Raw genomic sequence first — 18,382 nt, 5'->3', positions numbered from 1 at the left:
CGGCACCAGCATGACGGATTGCCCCCGCCCCGTCATGGCCGGCCTCGCGCCGGTGATCCCGATTCCTTCCGGCGCCGGGGGCCTTCCTGATCGGGATGGCATGACAGACCCGCGCAGCCTCGAATGCATGGCTGGGTTGAGGCCGATTTCCCATGGATCGGCCCGATCTGCGACCTCGAACCCTTTTTTAGAGCGATTTAAATGTGCTAACCGTCTTGCCCATCGGCCGGCGCATCGAAGCCGGCGCTGGATGAGGATGATGTCGAAACTGTCGCCGTTCCCCCGCCGTTCCGCGGACGAAGCCCCCTCTTCTTCCCTGAACCTGTCCCACCGCCTGCGACGCAACCGCAAGGCCGAGTGGTCCCGGCGGCTGGTGCAGGAGAACGTGCTGACGACGAACGACCTGATCTGGCCGATCTTCGTCGTCGAGGGCGCGAGCGGGCGCACGCCCGTCGCATCCATGCCGGGCGTGGAGCGCCTCACCATCGGCGAGGCCGTGCGCGAGGCCGAGCGGGCCGCCGCCCTCAACATCCCGGCCATTGCGCTCTTTCCCTACACGGACCCGGCTCTGCGCGATCCGACCGGGTCGGAATCCCTCAACGGCCGCAACCTGGTCTGCCGCGCGGCGCGCGAGATCAAGAAGGCGGTGCCGGGCATCGGCATCATCTGCGACGTGGCGCTCGATCCCTATACCAGCCACGGCCATGACGGCGTCATGGACGGCGAGCGCATCCTCAACGACGAGACCGTCGCCCTTCTGGTGCGCCAGGCCGTGCTCCAGGCGGAGGCCGGGGCCGACGTCATCGCCCCGTCGGACATGATGGACGGGCGCGTGGCCGCCATCCGCCGGGGCCTCGACCAGGCCGGGTTCCAGGACGTGCAGATCATGGCCTATGCGGCGAAATACGCGTCCGCCTTCTATGGGCCGTTCCGGGACGCCATCGGCACCACCGCGTGCCTCGTGGGAGACAAGCGCACCTACCAGATGGACCCGGCCAATTCCGACGAGGCCCTGCGCGAGGTGGCGCTGGATCTCGAGGAGGGCGCCGACATGATCATGGTCAAGCCCGGCATGCCCTATCTCGACATCGTGCGCCGGGTGAAGGACAATTTCGCCGTTCCGACCTTCGCCTACCAGGTCTCCGGCGAGTATGCCATGATCCAGGCCGCGGCCGGGAACGGCTGGATCGACGGGGAACGGGCGATGATGGAAAGCCTCCTGGCCTTCAAGCGGGCGGGCGCGGACGGCGTCCTCACCTACTTCGCCCCGAGGGTCGCCGAAAAGCTGAAGAACCAGGGCTGATCGCCCGTCGCATCCGGGGGTCGTTCCGTGTCGGGCTCATGGCGTTTCGGAGACTGGCTCAGGACGCGATCGTGATCGAAGGACCCTCGCAGCGATCCCTCCCGCGTCATCACCGGCCTTGTGCCGGTGATCCCGATGCGAAGAGCGCAGCGTTCCGCATCGTCGGCGCAAGCCCGGTGACGATGATGGTCCGGCAAGGTCGGCCGGGGCTCGCCCCGCGCTTCCGACAATTCCTGCATCTGGCCCGTCTCGCCTCCCTCCTGCTCGGCCTCTGCCTTCTTTCCGCCTGCGGTCTCTCCACCGACGCGGAGCAGGCGCGGGTCTGCCGGTCGGCCCTGCCGGCGCTCAATCCCGGCGCGGCGATCACCGTGGAACGGATCCAGGCCGGTCCCGCGCCGCGCAGCCTGCGGGTCGAGTACCTGGCGCAGTTCCCGGACCGGCCGATCCTCCAGCGCTTCGCGATCTGCCAGTTCGTGGCCGAAGGGCTGTCGGCCAGGAAGGCGGAGCTGGAGGGCCTCGCCACCGAAGAGGGTCCCCTGTCCGGCGCCAGCCTGTATCTGCTCAAGCGCTATTACATCGACACGCCCGAGGGCTCGGCGGGCGATCCGGGCAGCCCGCTGGGCGCCGACGTGGTCGAGATCCCCGAGGGTGCCGCCTACTGGCTTCAGCAGATCGTGGTGAGCCTGCCGCGAACGGCGATCTATGCCCTGCTGTCGGTCGCGTTCGCCCTCGTGTTCGGCCTGAGCGGGCGGATCAACCTGGCCTTCGGGGAGCTGGCGGCGGTCGGCTCCGCGGCGACGATCGCCGGCGCCTCGGTGGTGCTCGGGTACGGCGGGAGCTCGCCGGTGCTCGGCCTCGCGGCGGGGCTCGCGGCCGCTCTCTTCGCCGGCGCCATCCACGGCGCGGTCGGGGGCTATTTCACCATCGGCCGGATCGTCAGCGCGAGCCCGCAGCCGAGCCTGATCGCCACGGTCGGGTTCTCGCTCTTCCTGATGGAATACCTGCGCCTGGTGCAGAGCCCGGTGACGGTCTGGCTGCCGCCGATCTGGTCGGAGGCCTGGCCCCTCGTGCGGGCCGGCGAGTTCATCGTCAGCCTGACGCCGATCACCGTCATCACGGCGGGCATCGGCCTCGTGGCGGCGGTCGCCCTCCTCTGGCTCGTCCAGGCGACCCGGTTCGGACGGGCCTGGCGGGCCTATGCGGACGACGCGAAGGCGGCGGCGCTCATGGGCGTCGACGGTCCCCGGCTCCTGGTCCAGACCCTGGCGCTCGCCGGCGCCATGGCCGGACTCTCCGGCACGCTGATCGTGGCGCAATATGGCGGCCTGGGCTTCGCCGGCGGCTTCCAGTACGGCCTCAAGGCCCTGATCGCGGCGATCATCGGCGGCATCGGGTCGATCCCGGGCGCGATGCTCGGCGGATTCGCCGTGGGCTTGTTCGAGACCCTCTGGTCGGCGTATCTCCCCATCGAGGCGCGCGACATGGCCCTCTACGTGGCCCTGGTCGTGTTCCTGGTCTTTCGGCCCGGCGGCCTGCTGGGATTCAGAGATCCGACACCGAGACCCGTCTAAGGGCGTATAATGAGATTTTCGGAGGACAACGTGGCCGACTACGCCATCACCATCCGGGACGTGGAGCGCGCGGCGGAGACGATCCGGGGCCAGGTCCTGCGCACGCCCCTCGTTCCCGCGCCGCGCCTGTCGCAGCTCACCGGGGCGACCGTCTTCGTGAAGCACGAGAACATGCAGCCCACGGGCTCCTTCAAGGAGCGCGGCGCCGCAACCAAGCTGGAAAGCCTCGATCCGGACGAGCGCCGCCGCGGCGTCATCGCCATGTCGGCGGGCAACCATGCCCAGGCGGTCGCCTACCACGCGCGCCGCCTCGGCATTCCGGCCACCATCGTGATGCCGGAGGGCACGCCCCTGGTGAAGGCGGAGAACACCCGCTCCTACGGGGCGCGGGTGATCCTGGAGGGCGAGACGCTCTACGAATCCGCCGCCCGCGCCCGCGAGATCGCCGACCAGGAGGGGCTCGTCTTCGTCCACCCCTACGACGATCCGAAGGTCATGGCCGGCCAGGGCACCATCGCGCTCGAGATGCTCGCCGACGCGCCGGATCTCGACCAGATCGTGGTGCCGATCGGGGGCGGCGGGCTGATCTCGGGGATCACGGTGGCCGCCAAGGCGATCCGGCCCGACATCGAGATCGTCGGCGTGGAGGCGGCCCTCTACCCGTCCTTCCGCAATGCGATTCTGGGCGAGCACCGCCCCATCGGGGGCGCCACCCTGGCGGAAGGCATTGCGGTCAAGACCGTGGGCCAGCTTCCCCTGCCCATCGTGCGCGACCTCGTGTCCACCATCATCCCGGTCGAGGAGCCGCTGATCGAGCGCGCCGTCAACGCCTATGCGACCTTGCAGCGGACCATGGCCGAGGGTGCGGGCGCGGCCGGCCTCGCGGCCATGATGGCGCAGCCGGAGCGCTTCAAGGGCAAGCGGGTCGGCCTCGTGCTCTGCGGCGGCAACATCGACGCGCGCATCCTTGCCTCGGTGATGGTACGCGAACTGGAGCGGGACGACCGGATCACCTCGTTCCGCATCACGTCCAACGACAGGCCGGGCCTCCTCGGCCGCGTGGCGAGCCTTCTGGGGAGCCTCGGGGCCAACATCCTGGAGGTGTCCCACGGGCGCCTGTTCCTGGACGTGCCGGCCAAGGGCGTTTCCATCGACATCACTATCGAAACGCGGGACCGACAACATACATTGGAGGTGTTCGAGGCGCTGGCGGCGGAGGGACTCGCCCCGCAGCGGATCGAGTCCCGCAGCCTGCCCGAGGCCGCCTATTGAGGAGAGACCGATGGTCAACCGACCTTACCCGCCGACGCTGAACTATCCGTCCTACGAGCTCGACACCCGTCTGACGGAAGGCGTGATCTCCCGGCGCTTCTGGGCCTACCTGATCGACCTCGTCGTCATCGCCCTCTGGGTGGTGCTGATCTCCATCGGGATCTTCTTCCTCGGGATCATCACGCTCGGCCTCGGCTGGGGGCTGTTCTTCGCCCTGCCGCTCACGGCGCTGATCTTCATCGTGTACAACGCGGTCACCATCGGGGGCGCCGCGCAGGCGACGGTCGGCATGCGCTACATGGGGCTGCGCGTGATCGACCCGCGCACCGGCCGGGGCGCCTCGCCGCTCGCCGCCGCCGTGCACGCGCTGTTCTTCTACGTGGCGATCTCGACCTTCCTGCTCTGGGCCTGCGACGTGCTCGTCGGCTTCGTGCGCGACGACCGCCGCTTCATCCGCGACCTGCTCACGGGCATGTGGGTGGTGAGGGCTTAGACGGTCTGTCCGATCACCGACCGTCGTCGTCACCGGCCTCGCGCCGGTGATCTCGATGGTCCGAGACGCCGCACCTCAGCGGATCGGGATGGCCGGCAGGAGGCCGGCCTAAAGCATCGGACCCAAAAGTGGACTTGCACTTTTGGGATCCATCCGATGCTTTCTTCTTGAATGAGAGCATCGGTCAGAACGGAAAACCGGATCCACTTTTCCGTCCGATGCTCTAGACGTGGAGGATGATGCGACGTGGAGGATGCCGGTCCCGCCGAGCGCGCGGCGGCACGCGGGAACCGCGCCACATCAAACGCCTGTGACATTCCCCCTCTTTTCCTGGACGTCCCGGACACCAATGTTATCCTTGGGCGTTGACGAAGCGCTCAAGGTTTCTCCACAAGGCTTTCCCGATTGACGAGCCAGCCCCGCGACGCACCGCAATTCTATCTCACCTCCCCGTCCGCATGCCCCTACCTGCCGGGCAAGGAGGAGCGCAAGGTCTTCACGCACATCGTGGGACGACGCGGCCGGGAGCTGAATGAGATTCTCACTCAAGGCGGCTTCCGGCGGTCACAGACGATCGCCTACCGGCCCGCCTGCGACGCGTGCCGGGCCTGCGTGTCGGTGCGCGTGGTGGTCGACGATTTCGAGCCCTCCGGCAACCTGCGCCGCGTCCTGAAGGACAATGCCGACCTGATCGGCACACCCCTGCCCAACCGCCCGTCCTCGGAGCAGTATTCCCTGTTCCGCCGCTATGTAGACACGCGACACGCCGATGGCGGCATGGCCGACATGACGGTGCTCGACTATTCCATGATGGTCGAGGACAGCCACGTGGACACGAAGGTGGTCGAGTACCGCCGACGGGGAATCGACAGCGGCCTCACGGGCCGCGGCGCGGGCGATCTCATCGCGGTGAGCCTCACCGACGAGATGAGCGACGGCCTCTCCATGGTCTACTCGTTCTACGAGCCTGTGATGCAGGACCGCAGCCTCGGCACCTTCATGATCCTCGACCACATCCGTCGCGCGAAGGCGATGGGCCTGCCCTATCTCTATCTCGGCTACTGGGTCGAGGGCTCGAAGAAGATGGGCTACAAGGCCCGCTTCAAGCCCCAGGAGCGGCTCATGGCGCACGGCTGGGTGCGGGTGGACTGACGCCCGGGATCGGCCCGTCGGTCGTTCAGCCGTTGTCGCGGGATATGTTGACGGGATGCTTGCGCCTCGCCGGCCTGTCGCTGAAGGGCTGCGGGGAAACCGGGCGCGACGGCATGGCGCCTCCCTTCGCCCGCCCGGTGCCGACAACCCGGCCGTCGCCCGGTTCGAGGCTCGCCGGCGGTGTGCCCGCCTGCGGGGCCCGGCCGGCAGCGTTCATGGCCGGGCCGGACGGCATGGATTGAGCCATCGCCGAAGAGGCTTCGGCCAGGAAGCCGCCCGCGAGGCCGGCCGTCAACAGCAATCGAATGATCATGGGGTCTCCTTCCGGAAAGGCGTCGGTTCGTCGGAGCGATATCCTGCCTTAAAGGAAAATGCGGTCGCCGGAGCCCTCCGGACGGAGGGGGCGATGCCGATGAATCCGGAACAACACCGCCCTCCCCTGGTTCGTTGCGTAACTCCCACGCGACGGAAGGTGCGCCATGGCCAAGATCCTCGTCCTCTACTACTCCTCCTACGGCCATATCGAGACGATGGCCCGGGCCGTCGCGGAGGGCGCCCGCTCGGTCGCGGGCGCCGAGGTGACGGTCAAGCGCGTGCCCGAGCTGGTGCCCGAGGAGATCGCCCGCACGTCGGGCATGAAGATCGACCAGGAGGCCCCGGTCGCGAGCCCGAACGAGCTCGGCGACTACGACGCCATCATCTTCGGCACCCCGACCCGCTACGGCAACATGGCGGCCCAGATGCGCAACTTCCTCGACCAGACCGGCGGCCTGTGGGTGAAGGGCGCGCTGGTCGGCAAGGTCGGCAGCGTCTTCGCCTCGACGGCCACGCAGCACGGCGGTCAGGAGACGACGATCACGTCGTTCCACACCACGCTCCTGCACCACGGGATGGTCATCGTCGGCCTGCCCTATTCCTATCCGGGTCAGACCAAGATGGACGAGGTCACGGGCGGCACGCCCTATGGGGCGACCACCCTCGCGGGCGGGGACGGCTCGCGCCAGCCGAGCGAGAACGAGCTCGGCGGCGCCCGCTTCCAGGGCCGCCATGTGGCGGAGATCGCCGCCCGGCTCGAACGGGGCGCCGGCGAGCGCGGGCCGGTCCCGCCGGACCTGGACAACCCGACCGAGACCACCGGCGGGACGGAGGGGCGGCCCTGAGGGCTCCGGCCGATGTCACCCTCCAGGTCATCACCGGCCTTGTGCCGGTGATCCCGATGGATTGGAACGCCGTGCCTCGACGGTTCGGGATGGCCGGGACAAGCCCGGCCATGACATAGCGGAGGATCGCCTCCCTATTCCCCGAACCGGTTCGACTTCGGGAAGCCCTTGGGCGGCAGGCGGCCGGCTTCGGTGCGGTCGCCCATCCAGTCGCGCAGGTCCTCCTTGGCGACCGTCCAGGTGCGGCCGGCGGTGTCCTTCCAGGTGAGGCCCTCCTTCAGCTTGAAGACTTTGGCGTCCGAGACGCCGCCGTCCTTGTAGCGCTGGAGGCGCACGCCCTTGCCGCGGGTCATCTCCGGCACCTGCTTGGCCGGGAAGACCAGGAGCTTGCGGTTCTCGCCGATGATCGCCACGTGGTCTCCCTCGGCCTCGGTGCACACCACCATCTTGGCCGGCGCGTCGAGGTTGAGGATCTGCTTGCCCTTGCGGGTGTTGGCCGTGATCTCGTCGGTGGGCACCACGAAACCGCGCCCGTCCGTGGCCGCCACGAGCAGCTTGCCGCCCGCCCGGTACGGGAAGGCCGCGATGAAGTCGGCGCCCTCCTCCAGGTCGACCATGAGGCGGATCGGATCGCCGAAGCCGCGCCCGCCCGGGAGCTTCGAGGCCTCGAGGGTGAAGAAGCGCCCGTTATCGGCCACCACGACGATCTTGGACGTGGTCTCGGCGAAGAACGACACCTTGAGCGCGTCGTCGCCCTTGAACTGCACGCCGGAGAGATCGGCCTGATGGCCCTTCATGGCGCGGATCCAGCCCTTCTGGGACACGATCACGGTGATCGGCTCGCGCTCGATCATCGCCTCGGCGAAGTCGATGTCCGAGGTGTCCGGCGCCTCGGCGAAGGAGGTCCGGCGGCGGCCCAGGGCGGTCTCGGGCCCGAAGGTCTTGCGGACCTCCTTGATCTCGGCCGAGATCGTCCTCCACTGGACTTTCTCGGAGCCCAGAAGCTCCTCGATCTTGGCCTTCTCGTCCTGCAGGTTCTTCTGCTCGCGCTTGAGCTCCATCTCCTCGAGCTTGCGAAGCGAGCGCAGGCGCGTGTCGAGGATGGCGTTGGCCTGGACCTCGGTGAGCTGGAAGACGCGCATCAGCTCGACCTTGGGCTCGTCCTCCTCGCGGATGATCTTGATCACCCGGTCGAGGTCGAGATAGACGATGAGCAGGCCGCCCAAGATCTCCAGGCGCCGGTCGATGGCCGCCAGGCGGAAGCCCGAGCGGCGGATCAGCACCTCGCGGCGGTGATCGAGCCATTCGCGCAGGCATTCGGCAAGGCTCAGGACCTTCGGCACCTTGCCGCCGGCCAGCACGTTCACGTTCATCGGGATGCGGCTCTCGAGCTCGGTGAGCTTGAAGAGCGATTCCATCAGGATGATCGGATCGACCGTTTTCGCGCGGGGCTCCAGCACCACGCGGATGTCCTCGGCGGATTCGTCGCGCACGTCGGCGAGGAGCGGCAGCTTCTTCTCCTGCAGCAGCTCGGCGATCTTCTCGATCAGGCGCGACTTGGGCACCGAGTACGGGATCTCGGTGACGACGATCTGCCAGTTGCCGCGGCCCAGGTCCTCCTTGGCCCAGCGGGCGCGCACCCGGAACGAGCCGCGGCCGGTCCGGTAGGTCTCGGCCATGGCAGCGGGCGTGTCGACGATGATGCCCCCGGTCGGCAGGTCCGGACCCGGCACGAACTGCATCAGCTGCTCGGAGGTCGCGTTCGGCTTGGCGATGAGATGCAGCGCCGCGTCGCAGAGTTCGGCGGCGTTGTGCGGCGGGATCGACGTCGCCATGCCGACCGCGATGCCCTGCGAGCCGTTGGCGAGCAGGTTCGGGAAGGCCGCCGGAAGCACCACCGGCTCCTCGTTGGTCTGGTCGTAGGTCTCGCGGAAATCGACCGCGTTCTCGTCGATGCCCTCCAGGAGCAGGCGCGCGACCTCGGTCATGCGCGCCTCGGTGTAGCGCATGGCGGCCGCGTTATCGCCGTCGATGTTGCCGAAATTGCCCTGGCCGTCCGCGAGCGGATAGCGCTGGGCGAAGTCCTGCGCCATGCGGACAAGGGCGTCGTAGATCGACTGGTCGCCGTGCGGGTGGAACTGACCCATCACGTCGCCGACGATGCGGGCGCATTTCTTCGGCGCCGATTTCGGGTCGAGGCGCAGGAGCCGCATGGCGTGCAGGATGCGCCGGTGGACCGGCTTCAGCCCGTCGCGCGCGTCCGGCAGCGCCCGGTGCATGATCGTGGAAAGCGCATAGGCGAGGTAGCGCTCCTCCAGGGCATCCTTGAGATTGATGTTCTCGATCTCGCCCCCTGACGGCGGATTGACCGGCTTACCCATTCGTCGAAATCCTCAATTGCGAATCGCTTCTTATCATCTGAAAAGAGAACATAACAGAAACAAACCTCATTCGTCCCCAGCCGTGGCCAGTGCGACGAAACGCGCCCTCTCGTCCGGCGCCCGCTGCCCGTGCGGGTCGAAGACGTTCTGATGCAGGAAGAAGTCCGTCAGGGCAAATCCGGCCCGGATCTCCTCCTCGCCGGGCCGGTTGGACCGGGACTGGCCGATCAGGAAGCCCGGCAGCTTGAGCAGCCGGTCCTTGTACGGCTCCCCGGCGGACGCCGAGACGGCCCGCCCGCTTCTCGGCGACACGTAGGCGAGGTCGCGCTCGGACCCGGTCGCCGCGCAGGACGTGAGGTCGAGACCGAAGCCGAGCTCGGTCAGCATGGCGAGCTCGAACCGCACGAAGAGCGCCGGCGCGAGGTCGGGATCGTCCAGGTGATCGACCAGGACGGTCAGGGTCTCGAACAGGGCGAAATGCGGGTCCCGTTCCGGGAAGTAGCGCAGGAGGTGAGCCAGGGTGGCGAGGCCGTAAAGGGCCATGGACGAACCCATGAGGCGCGCGGCCCGCAAGTTGATGCCCTCGACCTGATAGGTCCCGAGATGCTCGTCGAGCCTGGCCCGCCAGGTCGCCTGGACGGTGTTCCCCGGCTGGAGGACCGCCTGGAGGCTCTTCGAGCGGCCGCCATGCACGAGGCCGAGATGCCGGCCGTGCTCGCGCGTCATCAGCTCCAGGATGACGCTCGTCTCCCCGTGTTTGCGGACGCCGAGAACGACGCCTTCGTCAGTCCATTGCACCGGTTCGGCTGCCTTCGTGTCGTGTCATTCTCAAGTGCCGGCCAACCTCGTTCGTCATCACCAGCCCTGTGCCGGTGATCTCGATTGTCCGGAGCGCCGCGCTCTTCCGGTCGGATGGCCGGGACAGGCCCGGCCACGACGGAGGCTACGGCGCATTCGGCCGGATCCTGCCCTCCTGATGTAGGCATTCAGACGGCATTCATCCATGGTCTCCAACCATATGGTCGAACTTCTAAAATTCTGTTTCACAAGCGGAATCCTGCCATTTTCGGAACCAACCCGGCACCCCGTCATTGTCGATGACTTAACTGTGCCCAACGGTGAATTGAGGATCATGAAGCTCTCCCGTCTGTTTCTTGCGAGTACCGCCCTGCCCCTGATGCTGCTTCCGGCCCACGTGTCGGCGCTCCAGCCCGCGCCCGCGACGCCCCTGGTCCTGGCGCAGGCCGGCCCCTCGGCCGATGAGGAGCTGCCGCCGGGCGCCCGGCGGCGGCAGGGACCCGACGGCGAGCGCGGCCAGCGCCCCGGCCAGGAGCGCCGCCAGGGCGGACAGGATCAGGGAGGCCCGGGCGCCTCCGAAGAGCGGGGTCCGCGACCGGGCCGCGGAGCGGGCCCCGGCGGCCCCGGTTCCGACGAGGGCCCGGGCGCGCCGCGTCCCCGCCGCGAGCCAGGGCCGCCGTCCGAACGGGCGGCGCCGGCCGAGCGGGCGGCGCCCGAAGCCGCGCCGGCCCGTCCGGCCCAGCGGGCTCCCGCCGATCAGGCTCCCGGCGAGAGGCCCCCGACCGAGGCTCCTTCCCGTCCTCAACGTCCCACCGCACAGGAGCGCGAGCAGCCGCCGGCGGAGCGTCCGCGGCCGCAGGCTCCCGCCGGCCAGATCCGTCCAACCCCGGCGACGCCACCGGCCCCGGCGGCTCAGCCCGCGACGCCTCCTGCGCCTCCGGCAGCCGCACCTCCGGCCACCCAGCAGGCCGCTCCCCCGGCTCCCGCCCAGCCGCGTCCGGCCCCTGATGCCGCTCGCCCGGCCGAGCGCGACCGGCCAGGCCGTCCCGGCGGCCCCGGCGATGCCGAGCGTCCGCGCGGCCAACGTCCCGGACAGGCCCAGCCCGGCACCCCGGGCGCGCCGCCGGCTCCGACCGCGGCACCGGCCGCACCGCCGCCCCCTGCTCCGGCGGCTCCTGCTCAGGCGGCTCCTGCTCCGGCGGCTCCTCCCCCGGCGGCTCCTGCCCCGGCAACCCGCGCGCAACCGCCGGCTCCCGGCACGCCTCCGGCGGCCCAGCAGGCGCCCGGACGCTTCGGGCCCCAGCAGGCGGCGCCCGGCCGCGCCGAGCCGCTCGACGCGTCCCGGGTCCGCATCGAGGATCTGCGCAGCCAGCGCCGCGAGCGCCGGGAAGGCGACCGGGTCATCATCGAGGAGCCGGGCAACCGCACCATCATCCGCGAAGGCAACCAGGTGATCATCCGGCACGACGAGACCGAGCGGTTCCGCCAGACCTATCGCGATGCCGACATCCGCACCGAGCGGCGCGGCGCCGACGAGGAGGTCACCATCGTGCGTCGTCCCGACGGCTCGGAGATCCTCACCGTGCGCGATGCCGAGGGCAATCTCGTCCGCCGGGTGAGGCGCGAGCCGGCCGGCCGCGAGGTCGTCCTGATCGAGAACCGGCGCAGCGGCATCGACCGGCGTCCCGGCTACGGCTACGTGGAGGAGGAGGTCGTCCGCCTGCCGCCCCCGACCGTCAGGATCCCGCGCGAGGAGTACATCGTCGAGACCGAGCGCGCGTCCGAGGCCGATATCGCCGCGGCCTTCCGGGCGCCGCCGGTGGAGCGCATCGAGCGCGCCTATACCCTCGACGAGGTGCGGAGAAGCCAGCCCCTGCGCGAGCGCATGCGTCGCGTGGACCTCGACACGATCAACTTCGAGTTCGGTTCCTGGGAGCTGCCGCCGGACCAGATCGATGCCCTCAGGGGCATCGCCGACGGCCTGCGCCAGGCGATCTCCCGCAACCCGAACGAGATCTTCCTGGTCGAGGGCCATACGGATGCGGTCGGTTCGGACGAGGACAACCTGACCCTGTCGGACCGCCGCGCCGAGACCATCGCGACCATCCTGACGCAGCGCTTCCAGATCCCGGCCGAAAACCTGACCACGCAAGGGTATGGCGAGCAGTATCTGAAGGTCGCCAGCCAGGGGCCCGAGCAGGAGAACCGCCGCGTGACCCTGCGCCGGATCACGCCGCTGCTCCAGGGCCAGAACCAGCAGTGACGAACTCGACCGGGAGGGCGAGCCCCTCCCGGTTGTCTTCCCGGGTCCCTACTCCGGCAGACCGGCCAGGCGCAGGCCTTCCGCGAAGCGGCCCATGGTTTCCTGGCTGAACGCCATCGCCTCGATGATCTGCGAGATCCTGATCCCGGGGTAGTGCCTCACCAGTTCGCCCACGCTCTCCCGCGCCCTGTCGAGATCGCCCGCCAGGGCATAGGCGGGCGCGAGGGTCCGGTGGACCCAGGTGGCGCTGGGCTTCGTCCGCCACCCCTTCTCCTGCCACTGCACGGCGAGATCGTACCGCTTCGCGATGAAGTGGGCACAGCCGATTCCCATGTCGCAGTTGAAGGCCATGGGGTCGAACGGGCTGAGACGCAGCGAGCGCTCGAAATGCTGGATCGCAACCTCCGGATCGTGCCGGTAGTTGTGGAGCCATCCGCTGCGGTTCCAGGCCCAGGCCGAGTTCGGGTCGAGTGCGAGGGCCCTTTCCAGGAGCGCCTCGGCGCGCTGGTATTCCCGGGTGATCGTCAGGGCGGCCCCGAGCACCGTCAGGATGAACGGGTCGTCGTGGGCGATCGCCGCCGCGGCCTGGGCCTGGCGCAAGGTCTCCCGCTTGTCCTCCGGCACGTTCTTCGACCAGTTGTAGACGATCCGCTGCCCCCGGCACCACGCGGCCAGCGACAGGGCGAGCGGATAGCCCGGATCGAGCAGAAGAGCCTTGTCGATGAGCCGTGTCGCCTCCTTGTTGGCCTCGAATTCCAGCGCCCAGACATAAGGCAGGGCGCGCATGACAAGGTCGTACGCGTCGAGGTTCTCGGGGCGCTTGCGCCGCGCGCGCTCGATCTCGGCTGCCCGGATGGAGGGCTGGATCGATCCGACGACGCTGGCGGTGATCTGATCCTGAAGGTCGAACACGTCGGCCATGACGCCGTCGTAATGCTCGGCCCAGAGATGCATGCCGCTGACGGAATCGACCAGCTGAGCGGTGATCCGGATCCTGTCGCCGGAGCGCCTGACGCTGCCCTCGAGCACATATCGCACTCCGAGCTCGCGCCCGATCTGCTGGACGCCGACGTTGCGCCCCTTGTACGTATAGGTCGAGTTGCGGGCGACGACGAAGAAGGACCTGAACCGCGACAGGGCCGCGATGATGTCCTCGACGATCCCGTCCGCGAAGTATTCCTGCTCGGGATCGTTTCCGAGATTGACGAACGGCAGCACGGCGATCGACGGCCTGTCCAGCGACGCGGCGGTGGATGGCCCCTGCGCGGTCGTGGACGGGTCCAGACCTGCCAGGAGGCAATAGACCTTGATCAGCCTGCCGATGTTCTTGAAGCGATGCTCGCCGTGATCCTCGAACTGGTACGGGAGCTTGTCCCTCACCTCTTCATAGACCTTGCCGGAGAGGCAGATTCCCCCCGGCAGCGCCATCTTCTGCAGCCGCGAGGCGACATTGACCCCATCGCCGAAGATGTCCCCGTCCTCCTCGACGATGATGTCCCCGAGATTGATCCCGATCCGCAGTTGGAGCGGCTTGGCGCGCTCGTCGTCGGACGCCTGGGCAATCGCCTCCTGGAGGTCGACGGCGCAGCGGACCGCCTCGATGGGGCTCGAGAACTCGCACAGGAACCCGTCGCCCACGGTTTTCACGAGGCGGCCCCGGTGGGACCGGATCCGCGGCTCGATCACCTGGCGCCGCAGGTCCCGCAGCCGGGCCAGCGTCCCTTCCTCGTCTCTGGACATGAGATCGGAATAACCCACCACGTCCGCGGCGAGCACGGCAGCGAGACGTCTCTGCGCCGTCTGGTCGGAAGAGCTGCTCATGGCCTCCCCGAAACGTCGACGTCGGCACCGGTCATCTACCACTGGAAGGTTTCACTGGAAGCAACGCGCCTTCCCACGATCCTTTCAGGATAAAGCCCGACGGCTGATCTGGTTGCGTCGAGACGACGCGCAAAATCCGTGAAAACTAACATGTTTCAAAGGATTATGTGACTTCCGGCAGGAGCCCGACCTTCTCCTCCGCGAGGCGCTCTCACTGTAGATCGATCAGCGCAATACTGACGCCTAAGACCTTAGGAGAAGATCCCTCAAGTATTCTGCTTTCTTTAACCTTTTAACGTGACGTTTGGTCAAGAACATAAGCAAAGGGGGCAGCGATGTTGGGTCTATTGCGGCGCGCTTCACATACGGGTTCTTTGGACAACGTCGTCCCGATCGCCCCCGAGGAAGCCGCGACGGCAGCCGTGCGCGAGAGCCGTCTCGACCCGGATATCCTGGATGCCCTGGAGGCCGACGTCCTGAAGGCGATCGACGGGGTCACGCAGGCCATCGCGGTGGCGGCCGCGGACGTCGCGGCGGTCGAGAAGGATCTCGCGGCCATCCGTACCCACGCCGGAGAGCTCGCCTCGTCGGGCCGGAAAGCCTCCGAGGAGACCCTCTCCCTCGCCTCCTCGACCGAAGAGCTCGCCGTCACGTCGGCCGACATCGGCCGCGCGATGGATCACGCGAGCCAGCGGATCGACAACGCCGTCGAGGCGGCCCGCAAGGCGAGCGACCTCATCACGCAGCTTTCCTCCGCCACCGCGGAGATCGTCGGCATCGTCGACACCATCGCGACGGTGGCCCGGCAGACCAACCTGCTGGCGCTCAACGCCACCATCGAGGCGGCCCGCGCGGGCGAGGCCGGCAAGGGTTTCGCCGTCGTGGCGTCCGAGGTGAAGGCTCTGTCGACCCAGACGGCACGGGCGGCCGACGACATCCGCCGGCGGATCGACCACCTGCGCGAGACGGCGCACGCCTCGACCGGCGCGGTCGCCGAGGTGGTGGAGGTGATCCAGGGGGTCGGGCCGGTCTTCGATTCGGTCCGCCACGCGGTCGGCGAGCAGAATGCGGCCATCGGGGAAGCATCCCGCCTGGCGGGCCTGACGTCCTCCAGCGTCGGCCGGGTCAGCGAGCGCGCGGGAGACGTGGACGGCATTTCCCTCGAGGCCGGCCGCAGGGCGCACCAGGCCGACCGGGCGACGAGGACCGCGGACGGTTTGGCGAAGGCCCTCGGTCAGCGCTTCGTCACCGTGATGCGCCAGAGCGAACTCGGCGACCGGCGGCGCTCGGATCGCCTGCCCGTGGACCGCCCGGCGACCCTGCGGATCGGCGGACGCAGCGCCTCGACGCGCCTGATCGACATCAGCCAGGGAGGCGTCCTGCTGGCGGCGACCGCCGACCTGCCCGTCGAAGCCGGCGGGACCGGGGAGATCGAGGTCGCGCAGATCGGCCTGGCCGGACTGCGCATCGTGGCGAGGAGCGCCATGGGCATCCATGGCGCCTTCGACCGCTGCGATGCCGAGACCCGCGCCCGCATCGACGGCTTCGTCGCCCAGGTGGAGGCGGCCTACGCGCCGCGCATCCTGCTGGCACGGGACACCGCGGGCCAAGTCGAGGCGATCATCGAGCAGGCCGTGGCGGACGGCCGGCTGTCGAGGGAAGCGGTCTTCGACACGCAGTACCGGCCGGTTGCCGGCACCGATCCGGTGCAATACGCCACCGCGTATCTTCCCGTCTTCGAGCGGATCCTGCCGCCGATCCTGGAGAAGGTCCTGGCCTCCGACCCGGCCATGGCGTTCTGCCTCGCCATCGACCGCAACGGCTACATCCCGGTCCACAACCGGCTCTATTCGCAGCCCCAGCGTCCGGCCGACCCGGTGTGGAACGCGGCCAACGCCCGCAACAGGCGCATCTTCGACGACCGCGCCGGCATCACGGCGGCCCGCTCCACGCGGCCCTTCGCCGTGCAGGCCTATGCCCGCGACATGGGCGGCGGCAAAATCGTCATGATGCAGGAGGTGGATGCTCCGATCCGCGTTCTCGGACGCCATTGGGGCGGGCTGAGAACCGCCTATAGGGCTTAGAGCATCGGACAAGAAGAAAGCATCGGATGGATCCCAAAAGGGCAAGTCCACTTTTCACGTCCGATGCTTTAAGCCTCGAGGGAGAGGGCGCCGCCCATCGTCGGGATCACCGGCACAAGGCCGGTGACGACGTGCGCAGGACGGTGACGATGGGAGCGTGGCTCAGGACGGCACCTCCGCCCCGCTATCCCCCGCCCTTCTACCCCCGCGGGAATTCCAGGCCCATCTCCCGGTAGCGCTCGGGATCGTCGCTCCAGTTCTCGCGCACCTTCACGAAGATGAAGAGATGCACCGGGCTCTCGGCGATCTCGGCGATCTCCTTGCGGGCTGCCTGGCCGATGGCCTTGATGGTCTGGCCGCCCTTGCCGAGCACGATCTTGCGCTGGCTGTCGCGCTCCACGAACACGGTCTGCTCGATCCGCACCGACCCGTCGGGGCGCACCTGCCACTGGTCGGTCTCGACCGTTGACTGATAGGGCAGCTCCTCGTGCAGGCGCTCGTAGATCTTTTCCCGGGTGATCTCGGCGGCGAGCATCCGCAGCGGCGCATCGGAGATCTGGTCTTCCGGATAGAGCCAGGGCCCCTCCGGCATCAGGGCGGCGAGCTGCCGCTTCATCGTGTCGATGCCGTCGCCCTTCAGGGCCGAGATCATGAAGGTATGAGCGAAGGGCACGGCCTCGTTGAGCCGGGAGGCGAGCTCGAGAAGCTTCGAACGCTCGATCAGATCGATCTTGTTGAGGATCAGCACCTTCGGGCGCTTCAGCTCGGGGAGCTTGCCGAGGATCGCCTCGGCCTCCTCGTCGATGCCCTTGCGCACGTCGAGCAGCAGGGCGATCACGTCCGCGTCGCCCGCCCCACCCCAGGCCGATGTGACCATGGCCCGGTCGAGGCGGCGCTTCGGCTTGAAGATGCCGGGCGTGTCCACGAACACGATCTGCGCGTCGCCCTCGATGGCGATTCCGCGCACGAGGGCGCGGGTCGTCTGCACCTTGCGCGACACGATGGAGACCTTCGACCCGACGAGCGAGTTCAGAAGGGTCGACTTACCGGCGTTCGGCGCCCCGATGAGAGCGACGAAACCGGCCTTGGTGGTGGTTTGCTCAGGCTGTTCCATGCTCGTCCTCCGTCCAGACGCCCTCTCTCAAGAGAAGGCTCCGCGCCGCCGCCTGTTCCGCGACCCGCTTCGAACTCCCCTGGCCGAACTCGCTCTCGCTTCCCTTGACCTTCACCATGATCCGGAACTTCGGCGCGTGATCGGGCCCCGACTGCTCGGCGATGGAATAGGTCGGCGGCGGGAGCCCCCTGCCTTGCGCCCATTCCTGCAGGGCGCTTTTCGGGTCCCGCAGGGGGCGGCGGGGCGCCGCCAGCAACGGCTGGAACGAACGCACCACGAGGCTGCGGGCGGCCTCGTAGCCGCCGTCGAGGAACACGGCCCCGATGATCGCCTCGCAGACGTCGGCCAGGATGGTCTGATTGCGCCGCTCGCCCGAATGCGCCTCGCCGGCGCCGAGCTTGAGATGGGGCCCTACATCCCAGGCGATCGCCACTTCGGCGCAGCTCTCGCGCCGCACGAGTTCGGCCAGGCGCCGGGACAGCTCGCCCTCGGGGGCGCCGGGGAAGGTCCCGTAGAGCAGTTCGGCGATGGACAGGCCGAGGACGCGATCCCCGAGGAATTCCAGCCTCTGGTAGCTCTGGCCGGCGGCCTGCGGGGCGCTGACATGGGTCAGGGCCTCGTCGAGGAGTTCTGGCTTTTCAAAACGGTAGTCGAGCTTCTTCAGAAGCTCGTCGAGGTTCGGCTTGCGACGTTTCACGGCTTACCGGATCCGCTCGAAGAGACGGTTCCAGCGGATCTTCTGCGGCCATTCCCACGGGCGCCACAGGGAGGCGCTCTCGTCGATCGAGAAGAAGATGATCTCGGCGCGGCCCACCAGATTCTCGAACGGCACCTGCCCGACGCTGGCCTCGTCCCGGGAATCCGTCGAGTTGTCCCGGTTGTCGCCCATCATGAAGAAATGGCCGGGCTGCACCGTGTAGACGTTGGTGTTGTCCCAGTAGCCGCGGTCGCCGTCGCGCTCGATGACGAA

The 18,382-nt window shown here is 68.5% G+C and carries 15 protein-coding genes; 8 read left to right on the top strand and 7 right to left on the bottom strand.

Annotated elements, in window-relative coordinates; all coding sequences use genetic code 11:
• The first annotated feature begins 259 nt into the window (after positions 1 to 259).
• The 5 genes from hemB to NF876_RS25935 all read left to right on the top strand — a co-directional run bounded on the left by hemB (position 260) and on the right by NF876_RS25935 (position 5,791).
• Entirely contained in the window at positions 260 to 1,303 is a 1,044-nt protein-coding gene (gene hemB / locus NF876_RS25955; RefSeq protein WP_262271258.1) for a porphobilinogen synthase, read from the top strand.
• 71 nt (positions 1,304 to 1,374) lie between these two features.
• Positions 1,375 to 2,874: a branched-chain amino acid ABC transporter permease gene (locus tag NF876_RS25950; protein WP_262271257.1), complete on the top strand. Its 1,500-nt coding sequence runs from the start codon at positions 1,375 to 1,377 to the stop codon at positions 2,872 to 2,874.
• A gap of 9 nt (positions 2,875 to 2,883) precedes the next feature.
• Entirely contained in the window at positions 2,884 to 4,146 is a 1,263-nt protein-coding gene (locus NF876_RS25945) for a threonine ammonia-lyase (protein ID WP_262271256.1), read from the top strand.
• A gap of 10 nt (positions 4,147 to 4,156) precedes the next feature.
• Positions 4,157 to 4,639 (top strand): RDD family protein, encoded by a 483-nt coding sequence (locus NF876_RS25940; RefSeq protein ID WP_262271255.1) that lies wholly within the window; start codon positions 4,157 to 4,159, stop codon positions 4,637 to 4,639.
• Between the two features lie 405 nt (positions 4,640 to 5,044).
• Entirely contained in the window at positions 5,045 to 5,791 is a 747-nt protein-coding gene (locus NF876_RS25935; protein ID WP_262271254.1) for an arginyltransferase, read from the top strand.
• A 25-nt stretch (positions 5,792 to 5,816) separates the two neighbouring features.
• Here NF876_RS25935 and NF876_RS25930 read toward each other — a convergent pair whose 3' ends face one another.
• Positions 5,817 to 6,104, bottom strand: a complete 288-nt coding sequence (locus tag NF876_RS25930) for a hypothetical protein (RefSeq protein ID WP_262271253.1) — start codon at positions 6,102 to 6,104, stop codon at positions 5,817 to 5,819.
• A gap of 166 nt (positions 6,105 to 6,270) precedes the next feature.
• Between NF876_RS25930 and wrbA the strand changes: the two genes are divergently transcribed.
• Positions 6,271 to 6,951, top strand: coding sequence for an NAD(P)H:quinone oxidoreductase (gene wrbA / locus NF876_RS25925; RefSeq protein ID WP_262271252.1), 681 nt, complete (start codon positions 6,271 to 6,273; stop codon positions 6,949 to 6,951).
• A gap of 134 nt (positions 6,952 to 7,085) precedes the next feature.
• Here wrbA and parC read toward each other — a convergent pair whose 3' ends face one another.
• The gene (parC, locus tag NF876_RS25920) at positions 7,086 to 9,332 is read right to left on the bottom strand and encodes a DNA topoisomerase IV subunit A (protein WP_262271251.1); all 2,247 of its coding nucleotides are present in this window, start codon (positions 9,330 to 9,332) and stop codon (positions 7,086 to 7,088) included.
• Positions 9,333 to 9,398: 66 nt separating this feature from the next.
• Positions 9,399 to 10,130, bottom strand: a complete 732-nt coding sequence (gene recO / locus NF876_RS25915) for a DNA repair protein RecO (protein ID WP_262271250.1) — start codon at positions 10,128 to 10,130, stop codon at positions 9,399 to 9,401.
• A 334-nt stretch (positions 10,131 to 10,464) separates the two neighbouring features.
• Between recO and NF876_RS25910 the strand changes: the two genes are divergently transcribed.
• Complete coding sequence (locus tag NF876_RS25910) at positions 10,465 to 12,393, top strand: OmpA family protein (RefSeq protein WP_262271249.1); 1,929 nt, start codon at positions 10,465 to 10,467, stop codon at positions 12,391 to 12,393.
• A gap of 48 nt (positions 12,394 to 12,441) precedes the next feature.
• Here NF876_RS25910 and NF876_RS25905 read toward each other — a convergent pair whose 3' ends face one another.
• Positions 12,442 to 14,214, bottom strand: coding sequence for an adenylate/guanylate cyclase domain-containing protein (locus NF876_RS25905; RefSeq protein WP_262271248.1), 1,773 nt, complete (start codon positions 14,212 to 14,214; stop codon positions 12,442 to 12,444).
• 335 nt (positions 14,215 to 14,549) lie between these two features.
• On the opposite strand from NF876_RS25905, the gene NF876_RS25900 reads away from it, so the two are divergent.
• Positions 14,550 to 16,298: a methyl-accepting chemotaxis protein gene (locus tag NF876_RS25900; RefSeq protein WP_262271247.1), complete on the top strand. Its 1,749-nt coding sequence runs from the start codon at positions 14,550 to 14,552 to the stop codon at positions 16,296 to 16,298.
• Positions 16,299 to 16,497: 199 nt separating this feature from the next.
• Here NF876_RS25900 and era read toward each other — a convergent pair whose 3' ends face one another.
• From era to lepB, 3 genes are all read right to left on the bottom strand, one after another.
• Entirely contained in the window at positions 16,498 to 17,412 is a 915-nt protein-coding gene (gene era / locus NF876_RS25895) for a GTPase Era (protein ID WP_262271246.1), read from the bottom strand.
• On the bottom strand, positions 17,399 to 18,109 hold the full coding sequence (gene rnc / locus NF876_RS25890) for a ribonuclease III (protein ID WP_262271245.1): 711 nt from the start codon (positions 18,107 to 18,109) through the stop codon (positions 17,399 to 17,401). Before rnc ends, era begins: the two co-directional genes overlap by 14 nt.
• A gap of 3 nt (positions 18,110 to 18,112) precedes the next feature.
• Positions 18,113 to 18,382: signal peptidase I (gene lepB / locus NF876_RS25885; protein ID WP_262271244.1), on the bottom strand; the 270-nt coding region annotated here is incomplete at its 5' end.

It is taken from the genome of Microvirga yunnanensis (genome assembly GCF_025460875.1).
The sequence above is the reverse complement of the archived record's forward strand: the minus strand, read 5'-3'. Positions and strand labels throughout refer to the sequence as shown.